Below are 12,791 nucleotides of genomic sequence, written 5' to 3' on the forward strand. Positions count from 1 at the left end.
CGCCGACATCGTCATCGAGAGCGACGCGCAACAGTCATGGCGACGTAGGCGGTGCGCCGGTTGGCCAGCCGTGAGGCCACGCCAAGTAGTGCGTGGGTGGTGTCGGCGGTGGCTCCTTGGGCTACGTGCACGGTGAGCACGTAGCCCAGGTGCACGTGCTTGCGCAGGTACTCACCGCTGAACACGGCGATGGCATCGTCGCCGATGCGGCGGGCCGCGAGCCGGTTGTTGTCGGGGTCGACCTCGTCGAGGACTTCCCAGCGGTTGCCGTTGCGGACCGGGGCGGGATCGGGTTGGCCGGCGCGGGCCGGGCGGATAGCGATGGTGGGGTCGCTGTCGCGGGTGACGATGAGGTCGCCGGCGGCGATGCGGTGCTGGCGCGCGGCGGCGACAGTGGGGGCATCCGGGTCGATGCGGTCGCGGTGGATGCGTTCGTTGAGTGGGTCGGCGACTTCCCAGCGATCGGCGATCAGCAGGGCGTCGCGGCCGGCGTCGAGATCGGCGCGCCAAGCGGCCAGGGCGTCATCGGCCATGGTGACTTCGTCACCGACGTTGAGTCGGCCGCTGCGGCGATACCAGCCCACGGCGCGGCGCACCGCGGCGGCGCCGCCGTGCCGTACCGCCAGGGAGGCGGATCGTTCGTCGGGGTCGCGCATCCGCCACACCTCGGACAGGTGTTGTGCCCAGGGCAGGTCGGTGCAGAGTTGTTCGAAAGTGCCGGCGCGTGCTTTGACCGGTTCGAGCTGGCGGGCATCACCGACCGGAACAATTTTGACCCCGGCCTCGGTGGTCGCGGTCAACAACTCGCGCAGCTGCTGGGTGCCGACCATGCCCGCCTCGTCAACGACCACGAGGGTGGGTGCGGCAGTCAGCTGTAGGGTGCCGCGGCGGTGGCGCTCCAGTGCCGCCGCGATCGTCATGCCCGCGCCGCCGGCGTCCTCACTCATCGCCTGATCGACGGCGCGGTGGGTAGGCGCGAGCACCAGCACATCGCCGCCGGTGCGGCGCATCGCCGCCCGCAGCGCTTTGAGGCTGTGCGTCTTGCCCGCGCCGGCGGGCGCGGACAGCGGCTGGATCAACCACGGCGAGGTGGCGATGTTGGTGATGGCCGCACGCTGATCCGGCGACAGCGCGGCGGTGTCATCACGGCGGATGGGGATCACCGCGCGCTGCGATCGGGCCGGGGTCAAATCGATGATGGCGCGTTCCTCGGCGAGCAGCTCGGCGGCGGTGTAGCGCACCGATCCCTCCCGCTGATGCGGCGCACGCTCGGCGGTCACCGCAATCAAAACCTCGTCGGCCAGCGTCTCCACCAGCTCGCGCGGCGACACGCCAGCCGTGGCGGCGGCGCCCACTGGCAGCCGGGCTGCGATGGCCTCGATGAGATCGGCGCGGGTGAACGTCGCCGCCGTATGGATGCCCGCGACCGCCTGGCGCGCCACCTCCCGCACATCCACCCCGGCCGCGGCCCGACGCATCTCGCGGGCCTGCCGCTGCGCCTCGGCATCGCTGCCGAAGCCGCGCGGATCGGCCGCCCAGCCGGCCCGCCACTGCGCCCGCGACAGACTCTCGGGCTTACGCGGGCGGCTCGCTTTCTGCGCCACGCCAAGCTGCGCCGCGGTCGGCTCCGCGTCGGCCAGCACAAGGTTGCCGCGCGCCCAGTCCTCGAGCTGGCTGGAACGCTGCGAGAACGCTTTGATGGTGGCGCGGTCAACGCCCGCCACTTCCGCCATGCCGGTGTCGGGATCGATCGGACCCCATTCCAGGGCAATCGAGTTGATCAAGTGCGACCGCAACGACGCTTGATAGATCATCCCGGCGGCGCGCGCTTCGTGGAACAGCGACGTGCCATCCAGCGACACCAGCCGGCCATCGGCGCGGGCTTGCCGGTTGGGCACGATCACGTGCGTATGCAGGTGTGGATCACCCGCGCGTGAGGTCTCGTGCTGAAACGCCGCGGCCACGATCCCCGGCAGCCGCACAAGATCCTTGCGGCCAGTGTGCGGATTGTGCGTGCGCGTGTAACCGGCATGCGCGGCGAGATACTTCATCGCCTCGCCGATGGCGTAGGCGTGCGCATCAGCGACCGCCTTGTCGGTCACATCGTCACCGAGCGCACGCAACAACGACATCGATTTCGGCGCGCAAAACGTCAAATCGAACCCGTGCACCGACCCCTCACGGAAGGCCCGGCCAACCTCACCGCAGGGCGCCACCCCGTCGTCGAGCCACCGGGTTACCACGTCCAGATCGGCGTCGCCGCCGAGCGCCTCGACACGCGTCAACCCGACCAGTTCGGCGGCGCGCTGCGCGTCCTCACCGACCACCAACCATGTCGGCAACCGGGTCTCCGACTCGCTGTAGTACTCGCCGAGGCCGCCGTTTCGAGCACGATCATCACGCGCCGCAGCCGTCGCCTCACGGGCGGTGTCGACGTAATACGACACCGACCAGCGGCCCAGCTTCGCGATCGTCAGCACCCGCGCCCAACACCTCCCAACCCGGCCACCCACGGGCCAGGGAGCTCGCCGCCAGGCGCGCTCCCGCCTATGATCGCACAACTTGTGCAAATGTGCCATGGTGTTGAGGCGCTGGGACAAGGTGAGCACTGTGGGGCCTGAACGGGTGTGGGGCGGTGGGGGTATCGAAGGGAAATGGGCTGGCTGTGGGTGAGCAGAGGAGAAGGTGGGGTTGACAACAACGAGGTATCGGGCGGGGCGAAGAGACAGGAGAAGGAATCAAGTAGCGCTGCGGAGTGGTGAAGAAGAAACACACGCGGGCGCGCCCGGTGTCACCGCCCGAAACTTAGGCACACTAGTTAGGTTGGCTTGAAAAGTGCGGGAGCAGTTAGCGCGCCGTTTCGGAACCGCTGGGCGCGTCGTCGTCGACGAGGCGATCGAGGTGACGGAAGAAGGCCTCGGCGTCGGCGTGCTCGGTGCACTCCTCGCGCCGCCAGCGCCGCACCGCAGCTGACCGAGTAATAGCCTGCTCGGGTTCGTTGGGAAGGGGCGGCGCCATGGGCTCGACGATAGACCGTCGCGCGTGTGCGTCTGAACGCGCGCACGGAGTGCGCGCAGGGCGGGTGCGTTGTGTGCGTTCGGTGAGCACCTGGCGGATGTGTTCGCGGGCGGCGGCGATGCGTGCCTGCGCTGCGTCGGTGAGCGTCGCCCTGGCCGGCGTCTGGTCGATGCGGGTGGCGGCGTAGCCGCCACCTTTCGGCGGTGCTGGTGGTGTGGTCCAGGTGAGCCGGCGTAGACGGCTGGACAGAAATGCGCCGGGACTGGTGATCTCGTCGGGCCAGTTCCAACCGCGGGTTCGCATGTCGGCGTCCAAGGCATCGGTGATTGCGCGTGCCGACCACAGCGCCGGGACGATGCCCGCGGCGGTAAGCGCGTCGCAGATAGCGCCGATGTGGCCGCGGCCCAGACCGTGGGTACACGCGACCAGTTCGGCGGCGAGCCGCTGGGCGGCAAGTGGTCGCGGCGTGGTGCGCCAGTGCCGCGCTGGATTGGGTTTTTGTTGGGGACTATTGGCGGCGTGTGCGCGTGCGCGCACGCTTGGTGAGTTGCTCCCTACGGGAGACAAAAGACCATCACCGCCTGACGGCGGTAGGTGGAAATCGGGCACAGGCTGATCGTCGGCCGGCCGGGGGTCCCGGCGCGACACCAGGTGGTACACCGAGGGGCGCCGGCCCACGCTGGGGGTGGTTGGCGAGCCGTGGCCGCGCTGTGCCTCCACGGCCCAGCGCGACACTCGCAGCACCCGCCACGCCGCGGTCACCGTGCGCACGTCACAGCCCACTGTGTCGGCGATGGTGGCGCGAGTGACCGCCACGTGGCGGCCGGTGGCGTGATCGGCGTGCTCGGCCATCACCGCCGCGATCGCCAACAACGTGGCCGCGGTCATCGACACCCGCTGCTCCGCGCACAGCTGGGCCAGCGCCGGTGACTGCGCCCACCGCCGCAGACCGTCCAACCATGACGCGCGACTCGTCCACATGGGCGCGCGATGTCCGACCGCGCTCGCGCCCGCGCGCAGCACCCAGTCCCGCCGACCCTGCGCCGTCTGGGCGCGCTCGACGTGCGGGCTGTGCGCGGCATGGACCGCCCCGCCGAGCGGCGTCGGTGAAGAACACGCCCGATGAGTCGGTCGGGCGGTGAGAAGATCACGATTCGCGCACTTGCTGCGCGGCGTATCTGGTACTGCGGGCAGGCGTGCGCTACCGTGAGACGAGTCCAGCAAGACACGTCCCTTTCAGGGGCAACGGGTGCGGACCCGGACCTGAGTTGGCGCTCAGGTCAGTACCTCAGACAAGGCCCCTACGGGGGCCTTCGTCATGTCAGCGGGCGAATCCGCACACCAGCTATTGAGATGTCACATCTGCCAAGGCCCAGCCGTCGAGCACGGAACAAACGAACTTGGTGGCCAGGCCCTGGCGGGGTCTCACATCGCCAGCGGCAAAACCTCCTCTACGCGATTGAGTGTGCGGGCGTACTGGGGTAGCCCGACATGGACCGCGAGGACGTCAGCGATGTGCGGGGAAACTTTGTGCTCGGGTGCTTCTGCCGTGAGCCGTTCAGATACCTCGCGGTGCGGGCGGACCATGATCCGGCCGTATTTATCACCCCGAAGCGCCTCGATCTGTCGGGTGGAGTTGATCGACGGCTGGTTTAGTTCTCGGACATGCTGGGGCAGCCCGACATACAAAGCGAGTACGTCTGCGACGTATTGCATAACCGAGGAGGCGCTGGCCTCTGAGGCCATTTCGACGATGCGTTGAGTGACCGCGGGATGGGTTTTGACCATGTGCGCTGCGCGGTCACCTTTGCTTGGACGAGCCATATTGCCCACTCTGTCAGTCGAGGGGTTTTGGAAACGCGCGACACGCCGATGCGGACAGATCATGGCCAATCCCGAGCGGCTACGGCCAGGTCCGGGTTGTTCACCCTTGTATGACTGACGCGAAAACAAATCGATCAATAGCAGTCATCACGTGAACGCTTCATTTGAACTTTGTTGTCTGACTTGGGCGTTGGGGGTGTTCGGCGCGTGCTTTTGTCAGTGCGCGCCAATACGCTGGCCCAAAAAGCCAGCGACCTCAGCGAGGGGGAAGACGTGCAGCATCCGCCAGCCGATCTCGGCGGCCCACCGCCCTCGGCCCCGAACCGTCTGGGGCGAGGCGGACTCATCGCCATCGTCGCTGCCACAGCTCTGATCTCCGCCGGGCTGGGAACCGCTATCGGAGCCATGGCCATCAAGTCCTCATCGCCCGATGCCGCCGCGCAGGCTGTTCAGCCCGCAAATGATGCAGGTGCATCAGCCAGCGGCGACACCCACGCCCAGGACGTCGGGCTGTGCACGCGCTACGCCACCATCAACAGCGCGATGCCGAGAAAGGACAAGAACGCGGCCGAACTGCTGCCCGGTGTGGGCGCGTTAGAGACGGCTCTGCATGAGTTCCCCAGCGCGAGTCCCCAGATTCGAGAAGCGGTGGCAGAACTGGTGTCGGTCTACTACGCACGGATGGCCGCGTACGCACCCGTCCGCACGCGTGGGCTGGCTGAACCGCGACCGCACAGCGCAGCAGAGGAGAACGCAGCGAGTGACCGTGTGTGGAAGATTTGTGGTCTCGGCTGAGTCTGTCGTGCATTGTGCGCACAGCCCGAACACCCAACGGAGGCAATAGAAATGCCCGCAGCATCGGGACAGTCAGCCAACAACATCCAGGTCGAGGCGCAGGCGCTCATCGCCGACGGTGCCACCCCCGTGGCCGAGGCAGGGGCGGGCGGGGTAGGTGTCAGCGGTGGCGGCGCTGGTGATATTCAGCGTCCGCCGGGTGCGGCCGCCGCGATGGCGATCGGTGAGTTCTGGCCGAGCATCTCCGAGAACGACCTTCAGCGTGTGGTCGATGAGCACCGGGCCGCTGAGCAGCGGTTGTCCGACTACGGCGACACGCTCAAACGCAAACGGTCCGAGAGTCCAAACCTCTTGCAGGGGCAGGCCGGCGATGCGCGGGTCGAACGGCTCACCGAGATGATGAATCATGCCTACGCCGTGGCGGATCATCTCGGTTCGAAAGCCGTTACCGGGGAGTCCTACAAGAGCACGGTGGTCGGGCTGAAAACAGACCTAACGCGCATCGGGGATGCCGCTCAAAAGGCTTGGGAGGCAGCACAAACGGCCAAGACACCGTTCTCTGTTGCCCCATACAAAACAGAAGCGGCAACAGCACAGTCCGTCGCACTGGGAGACATCGCCGCGCCCCCGCCACCGACCCCTATGCCGGGCGAGGACAGCCCGCGGGACAGAACACAGGCAGGGCCAACAACCACCGAAAACGAATCTGCCGTGGACGAGCCGCGAGAGAAAGCCGACCGCGACTTGGGGTCGGCGGCGGACACGGTAAGCGACGCCAAGGGGGCCGGGGATGAACACCTCCAGGGTGACCAAGCGAGAGTCGCTGACGAAGTGGTCGAGGTGGATCACACAGCCACCGGCAACGAGTTTGCGGACGCACCAGCGCCAGTAGCTGGCGAGGTCGAGCGACCCGTGACGCCCCTGGCCAGTCCCGTCACGTCGCCTACAGCTATACCCCAGATGGGCAATGCGGGCAGCGGGGTGGGCTCGGGCATGGGCGGCGTGGGCTCGGTACGGCCGCCGCAAATGCCGACCGGTTTGAATCCGTTGAGCGGGAGTTCGTTGAAGGATGCGGCGACGGCTCCGGCGTCGTCGATGTCGGAGGCGCTGTCGAGTAATCCGAATTTGTCGAGTGCGGCGAGTAGTTTCCAGTCGGGTTTGGCGTCGGGTATGGGCGCTTCGGGCGCGGTGTCTCCGACACCATCGTTGGAGAAGTTCGCCGGCCCGCATCCTTCTTCGGCGGCGGCGTCGCCCGGTGGTGGGCAGGTTCCGGTGGTTCCTGCTCAGGGAGGGGGCGCGCCGACCCCGGCACCGGCCGCGCCGGGTGCACCGGCCCCGGCCGGCGGCGGCGGTATGGCACCGGTTCCTCCTGGCGGCGGTGGTGGGGGTGGTCTGATGCCGTATGTGCCGCCCGGTGGCGGTGGTGGTGCTCCGGCACCGAGTGCGGCGACGTTGCCGACCTCGGCTCAGCCGCCAGGCACGTCAGCGCCGCCGCAGCAGAGCGCTGGTGGGCCGCCGGTTGTGGCGTCGAGTTCTGGGTCTGGTGCGGCGGCTGGTGCTGTGGCGGCGGGCGAGCCGCTGCCGAGTGCGGAGCTGGTGTTGGCGCGGCGGATTCTCGATGGGCTGGTGCGCGGTACCGAAGGGCGGAAGGAGTTGCGGAACGGCGGCGGGGTGGAGGGGGCGGTGTCGGTGCTGGCGTGGCCGACCGGTCAGGTGGTGGCGATCGCCGCGACGGTTGGCGGCGGTGCCTATGTGCCGCCCGGTGGCGGTGGCGGTGCTGGCGTTGCCGACCGGTCAGGTGGTGGCGATCGCCTCGACGGTTGGCGACGGTGCCTATGTGCCGCCCGGTGTGGTGATCCCGGCCTCGGCGACGTTGGCGGTCTATGACCACGCACTGCCGATCGACTGGGCGCACCGGTTCGTCGGGGTCCGTGCTGCGGCGAAGCTGCTGGCGGCGCACGCCGAGGAGCTGGCGCGGGTGACCGATGTTCGGCCGCGCGCGCTGGTGAGCTCGGAGCTGGGGGTGCAACAGCCACGGGAGTGGGTGGGCGAGTTTGAGGCGGTGCGTGACGCCGATATCCGCCGATCGCCGGGTGAGGCGCCAACGGCTGGTGGTGGCTACCGGCATCGCTTGGAGGCGGTGGCACCGGATATCTGGGCCAAGACGCAGCTGGTGCTGGGTGAGGCGATGTGGCGGCGGGTGGCCGAGGCGGTCGCGCAGACGGTGCTGGACGAGGCCAAGGCTGTGGAGGCGGATCGACCGCCGATGACCCCGCCGCTGGTGGACCCCTACGACCGGCGTGAGGTGGTGGAGCGGCTGGGCGCGGGCCAGCCTGTCGACTGGGATGCCCACCATAAGCACGTCGCGGAGCGCGGCGTGCTGCACCCGGATGGGGTGCTGGACGCCGACGAGTCTGATGTGTCCGAGGCCCAGCGCGGGTTCTACCGGCACTTTTACCGGTCAGCGCTGATCGTTGAAATGTTGGGATGCTGGCGGGACCAGCCGGTGTCGTTGCCCGATGTCGCCTACTGCGGCTGGGCCGCCGGGGTCGGGCATGCCGTCGACGGAGCGTTAAACCAGGCCCTCGCGGTGCTCGAACCGGGGCAGCGCCGATGAGCAGCCTGAAGGAGTGGGCCTGGCACAAAACCGGGCGGGCGGTGTTGTGGGCGCGGCTGGAAGCTGCCCGTGACGGCGAACTCGAAGAGGCCTGGCGGGTGATGTGGGCGGACCGGACCGCTGCGGCGCTGCGGGTAGCCCGCGCAGGCGACCCGGACTGGTGGCGGGGCGATGCGGCGCGCCATATCCGGGCGGTGTCGCCGGGGCAGGGTTGGCCCCGGGTGGGTCCGGTGATACCTCGCCCGGCTCCAATACCAGTGGAGATACCTCGCCTGGGTCCGGGGCTGCCCGGCTTTGACGGAATCGCTGTGCGGCGAACGGCGGCCGCGACTGCGGCTACCGCCGAGCGGGTGGGGCCGAGCCAGGAGGCAGGCGAAAAGGTGCTGTTGGCACTGCGTGACCTGGCCGACAACGACGCCGCGGCCTGGTGCGCGTGGGAACCAGCCCGCGCGGGGGAGGGGAGGGCAGGCCAGGGGCTGCGGGCGTGGTGGTGTGCGGCGCTGGAGGCGGTCGGCGTCGAGGAGGCCGAAGAGCTTGTGCAGAGCAGAGAGCGGGCAGAGCGGATGCTCCAGCAGCGTGAGGGCCACGGCGATATCGCCGTGCTCCAGGGGATGAAGGTGTGGACCCGCCAGGCGGACGGTGTCCGCGAGTTGGCGCAGCAGCGCCGCGACCTGATCACCGAAAGCGCCACCGCGGCGGCCACAACATTGCACCGGGCGACATTGCAGCGGGCGACACCTGGGGTCGGGCCGGTGCTCAGCGATTGGGTGGCGGAGGCGACCGCCCGCGCCCGCCAATGGCGAGACAGAGACGCGGCGGATGTGCATCTGGCGGAGCTGACTGACCCGGCCTACCGCGAAAGGCTGGAGCGGATACCGGAGTACTGGAGTTGAACACGCCCAGGCGTTCGCCCACCCAGGGCGAGGCGGTGTCCGTCGCTGTGGCGGCGAGCGGGCTGGCCGGCCACGAGGTTTCGCCGGGCGCGCGTGATCTCCTCGATCGAATCGAGGGCGACGTGCTGACCTACGACGAGGGCGTTGCCGAGGTCATCGCGGAGTTCGGGCAACCCGCCCGGTGCCCCCGGCGCAGTGTGGGTATCAGGGCAGCGCAGGGTGGGCTATCATAGGTGGTGCCTGTTGCGTTGAGCTTCAGGAAGTGAGCCCGAGACCCGGCCGGACGGCCGTGGCGCTCGGGCTTCGCGATTTTTGGGGCCTGGTCACACGTCGCGGGTGACCGTGACGGCGGGGTTGATGAGCTTGCGCCAGTGCCCGCCTTTGGCCCAGCACCAGGCGATGGCGTCGGGGATGGCCAGCAGCGCGGCAGCGTGGGGGCGTTTGTGCTCGTAGTGCAGGGGGTCGCGGCAGCCGGCGGCGCGGGTGTATTCGATGAGTTTCTGGTTGTCGAACTTCACCAGGGTTTCGTCCTCGTCGAGCACGATGTGTGCGTCGCGGGCGTTGGCGTGGTCTTCGATGAGGGCGCGTAGGCACGCTGAGCGGCGTTGGCGTTCGTTGCGGTGGTGGGCGCCAGCGCGGTAGATGGTGGCTTGTACGCCGGCGTCGACAAGGGCCTGGGCGATGGTGCGTTTGCGGCCGTCTTTTTCGTCCTTCATGTGCAGGTAGCGTTGTCCGGGAAGGAGCAGGCCTCGTATCAGCTGACGCAGTGCGGCCAGCTCCGTCGTGACGTGGACGCTGGCCACGAGCAGATAGTCGCGTTGCTTGGTTTCGTCGACGTAGATGTGGCGAGCGGTCACGACATGCTCCGGTCGTCCGGGAGCGGCCTCGCGCGGCTGATTTGTGTGACGGCGGTGGGCCGGTCGTGGAGCGGCGGTTGTACCTTCACACCGATTCTCGGCGCGACCCTGGCCGGTTGGCAGGTTCCGCTGGATGACCGGCGTCCACGCGAGCGATTGAACGTGTCGATGCACATGCCCGGAGACGTTAACGAGCGTGCATGCAGACGCCGGTGATCAAGCGGGCATTTTCGGGGATGAGCAGGGATTTTATGGCTCGAAGTGGGAGCGGAAGCCTTCGAGCCAATCCGCGCGGGCGAAGCTGTTGAGATCGACCGGAACCCATACCTCGGCGTCGTCGGGACCGTCTGCGTCGCCGCTGGCCACCCGCTCCTGAGCTTCGAGATAGCCAGCCACGTGCATGTCCTCCGGCTGTGAAAAGACGGCTTGCATCTCGGCGAGGTTGGTCGTGAAGTCCTGGTAGGCGGCGCGGCGTTCGTCGTCGGTGGCGTAATCGTCGCCGTATCTGTCTAGCCATGCTGCCCAGTGCTCAACGGAACCCGGCTGCGGCGGCGGGGCGGCCGGCGGCGTGTTCGCGTTCATGATTTCCACGGTATGACTCCCTGCTGACATCTGCTGAGCTCCTTCGCTTGGATGTCCTTCCTCGTAGTGGCCGCTGTTGGTGCGTGGTGGTGGGGGCTGTCAAGGCTCGACCGTGGTCGACCGCGCAGCGGCGGCACGGCCTTGACAGCCCCCACCACCACGTTCACCACAATTGGCGGCGAGGAAGGAGGGCACGTGCGGCTCTCAAGGCATGCGGTCGTTGTGGTCTGGCCTGGGGATTCCGGCGTCGTCGAGGTAGCTGTTGATGGCGTCGTCGACAGTGTCGGTGATGACGTACCCGCGGGCCTTGATCCATTCGAGCCGGGCGAGAGTTCCCGCGTGTAGCTGTGTGGCGAACGGGCTTTTCACCTTCCGTTGACGGGCTTTGAGTCGCGGCGCTTCGGCCGGCTGGGTCGGGGTCTCGCCGGGTGGGGTGACCACGGGGGCTGGCGGAGTTTCGCTGCTTGGTAGTTCGTGCTCGGTTGATGTTTCGGGCGCGTCGGGGGTTTCGTCGGCTGTGACCCGTGCGGCTTGTGCTCGTCGCTCTGCACGCGACAGCGGCCTTGTGGAGCCGACCTGCAATCCGGTGGGTTTCGCTGCGGCGTTCATGCGGCTTGCCGCCTTGCGGCGATGCGCTGCGCGACTTCGCGGTAGGCCACTGCTGCGGTGCAGGTTGGGGCGTGCACGTTGACCGGTACACGTTTGCCTTTGGCCTCCACCACCCGGACCGTGTGTGGAATCTCGCCCAGGTAGGCCCCGCCGTCAGCCCATTCCCCCCAGTCGGCGCGTAGCTGCCTGCGCACGTCCTTGCTGGCTTTCGGATTGCCGTCGAAATCGGCCAGCAGTACGTACCGGATTTCCACGTCAGGGTTCAGGGTCTCCTGAACATCGAGGATTGAGTTGCCCAGTTCCACCAGGCCGTCGACTTCGTCGGGGCCGGCTTTGAGGACGGCCAAAACGTAGTCGGCGGCCGCCAGCGCTGCGGTGGTCAACTCCCCCAGTGCCGGCGGGCAGTCCAGCAGCACGAAGTCGTAGCCCTCGATGTCGTCGAGTTGACGTGCTAACCGCAATTGGCCCCCGGACCCGAGTCCTGTTCGCTCGAGCTCTTTGAGCGCGAGATGGCCGGGGGCGACGTCGATACCGAATTGGCTCGCCACGATGACCTTGGCTAGCGGGACGCGCATCGTCCTGTCCGGGTGCAGGACCTCGTACATCGACGCGTCCTCGGCGTCGAGCTCGATTCCCAGCCCCTTGGTGCTGTGCGCTTGCTGATCCATGTCAATCACGAGAACGCGGTGACCCATCGCGGCGAGGTTGGCGCCGAGGTTGATGGTGGTGGTGGTCTTGCCGACACCGCCCTTTTGCAGCGCCACGGCCAGAATTTCGCACTGCTTATCTGCGGAAACAGTCATGACAGGAAGCATACTAACTTACATACAAACATGTCTACATGCAGACTTACATGTAAGAAAACATGTGATGCTGATAGGGCTATGTCAGTGCTTGGGCTGATACTTGCCCCTGAATGGTGGGGGCCGGGCCGGGTTGGGGATATACGGATGTGCCAGTACGACTCGCGATGCCGCGTAGGACGGCATCGCCCCGGCACGGTATGCCCATATGCCACCAGAGGGAGCTACGGCTGGAGCGCGGCGCCGCCAACACCCCGCGTGGCTCCGAGCGCTCCGAGTGACGCTGGCCGCGCGGGCAGCGCGGGGCGAACTGTCGATTGGGCTCCGCACGTGGGGGCTGGTGGCAGCGGTATCGACCTACTGGCGTGGATGCTTGTCCTGCATTGGTGGGATGGAACGACGCTCACCGCGTGGGGGATTGCGCTAGGGACGCTTCTGCTGGCGGCACCATTCGTGATCGGCGGGGAGCTGTTGAGCAAGTGCCGGGCCTGGATCAACGATGGGAGCCGCCGCTGCGAGCAGCCCCGACATGGTTTCCTGCGACGGTGCGCTGATCACAGGTCCCAGGCCTTGACCCTGTACGACGTGGCGGGCGGGCTATCGATCCTGCTCGGCGTGCTGAACGTCCTAGTGCTGATGAACGTCGTGCTGGGTGGAGCCCCGTGACAGAGCCCGGCGCCCCGCAGCGGGTGTAGCACCAGGGACCACATCCTGTGTCGGCCGGGGAAGATCGTCAGTTGGTGTCTCAGCGCGGTAAACCGTAGCGAGCACGGATGTCTTCCTCGCTGAACGT

12 protein-coding genes are annotated in these 12,791 nt (G+C 67.8%); 4 read left to right on the forward strand and 8 right to left on the reverse strand.

The window, feature by feature from the left end; all coding sequences use genetic code 11:
- Positions 1–11: 11 nt before the first annotated feature.
- The 3 genes from mobF to CWS39_RS27230 form a co-directional block, all read right to left on the reverse strand.
- A complete protein-coding gene (gene mobF, locus CWS39_RS27220) occupies positions 12–2,480 on the reverse strand; it encodes a MobF family relaxase (protein ID WP_102145973.1) in 2,469 nt (822 codons plus the stop codon).
- 367 nt (positions 2,481–2,847) lie between these two features.
- On the reverse strand, positions 2,848–3,999 hold the full coding sequence (locus tag CWS39_RS27225) for a rep protein (RefSeq protein WP_233213726.1): 1,152 nt from the start codon (positions 3,997–3,999) through the stop codon (positions 2,848–2,850).
- 444 nt (positions 4,000–4,443) lie between these two features.
- Positions 4,444–4,842, reverse strand: coding sequence for a hypothetical protein (locus tag CWS39_RS27230; RefSeq protein WP_102145974.1), 399 nt, complete (start codon positions 4,840–4,842; stop codon positions 4,444–4,446).
- Between the two features lie 207 nt (positions 4,843–5,049).
- Between CWS39_RS27230 and CWS39_RS27235 the strand changes: the two genes are divergently transcribed.
- Positions 5,050–5,637, forward strand: a complete 588-nt coding sequence (locus CWS39_RS27235; protein ID WP_065143234.1) for a hypothetical protein — start codon at positions 5,050–5,052, stop codon at positions 5,635–5,637.
- Between the two features lie 72 nt (positions 5,638–5,709).
- Here the strand turns inward: CWS39_RS27235 and CWS39_RS27240 are convergent, their stop codons facing one another.
- Positions 5,710–6,045 carry a hypothetical protein gene (locus tag CWS39_RS27240; protein WP_102145975.1) on the reverse strand — a complete coding sequence of 112 codons (336 nt, stop codon included), beginning with the start codon at positions 6,043–6,045 and terminating at the stop codon, positions 5,710–5,712.
- A gap of 1,336 nt (positions 6,046–7,381) precedes the next feature.
- On the opposite strand from CWS39_RS27240, the gene CWS39_RS27250 reads away from it, so the two are divergent.
- From CWS39_RS27250 to CWS39_RS27260, 3 genes are read left to right on the forward strand one after another with little or no spacing between them, the layout of a single operon-like run.
- Positions 7,382–8,254, forward strand: a complete 873-nt coding sequence (locus CWS39_RS27250; RefSeq protein WP_142386959.1) for a hypothetical protein — start codon at positions 7,382–7,384, stop codon at positions 8,252–8,254.
- Positions 8,251–9,147 (forward strand): hypothetical protein, encoded by an 897-nt coding sequence (locus tag CWS39_RS27255; RefSeq protein ID WP_102145977.1) that lies wholly within the window; start codon positions 8,251–8,253, stop codon positions 9,145–9,147. The genes CWS39_RS27250 and CWS39_RS27255 overlap by 4 nt, the downstream gene beginning before the upstream one ends.
- 35 nt (positions 9,148–9,182) lie before the next feature.
- The gene (locus CWS39_RS27260; RefSeq protein WP_233213727.1) at positions 9,183–9,380 is read left to right on the forward strand and encodes an antitoxin VbhA family protein; all 198 of its coding nucleotides are present in this window, start codon (positions 9,183–9,185) and stop codon (positions 9,378–9,380) included.
- Positions 9,381–9,470: 90 nt separating this feature from the next.
- On the opposite strand, the gene CWS39_RS27265 is transcribed toward CWS39_RS27260, so the two are convergent.
- The 4 genes from CWS39_RS27265 to CWS39_RS27280 form a co-directional block, all read right to left on the reverse strand.
- Positions 9,471–10,004, reverse strand: a complete 534-nt coding sequence (locus tag CWS39_RS27265) for a hypothetical protein (RefSeq protein WP_102145979.1) — start codon at positions 10,002–10,004, stop codon at positions 9,471–9,473.
- Positions 10,005–10,253: 249 nt separating this feature from the next.
- A complete protein-coding gene (locus tag CWS39_RS27270; RefSeq protein ID WP_044544301.1) occupies positions 10,254–10,586 on the reverse strand; it encodes a hypothetical protein in 333 nt (110 codons plus the stop codon).
- Between the two features lie 204 nt (positions 10,587–10,790).
- On the reverse strand, positions 10,791–11,195 hold the full coding sequence (locus CWS39_RS27275) for a hypothetical protein (protein WP_065143243.1): 405 nt from the start codon (positions 11,193–11,195) through the stop codon (positions 10,791–10,793).
- On the reverse strand, positions 11,192–11,998 hold the full coding sequence (locus tag CWS39_RS27280; protein WP_044543345.1) for a ParA family protein: 807 nt from the start codon (positions 11,996–11,998) through the stop codon (positions 11,192–11,194). Before CWS39_RS27280 ends, CWS39_RS27275 begins: the two co-directional genes overlap by 4 nt.
- Positions 11,999–12,791: the final 793 nt, after the last annotated feature.

Origin of the sequence: Mycobacterium hubeiense (assembly GCF_002838065.1) — a bacterium.
In the GTDB taxonomy this organism is placed as follows: Bacteria; Actinomycetota; Actinomycetes; order Mycobacteriales; family Mycobacteriaceae; genus Mycobacterium; species Mycobacterium hubeiense.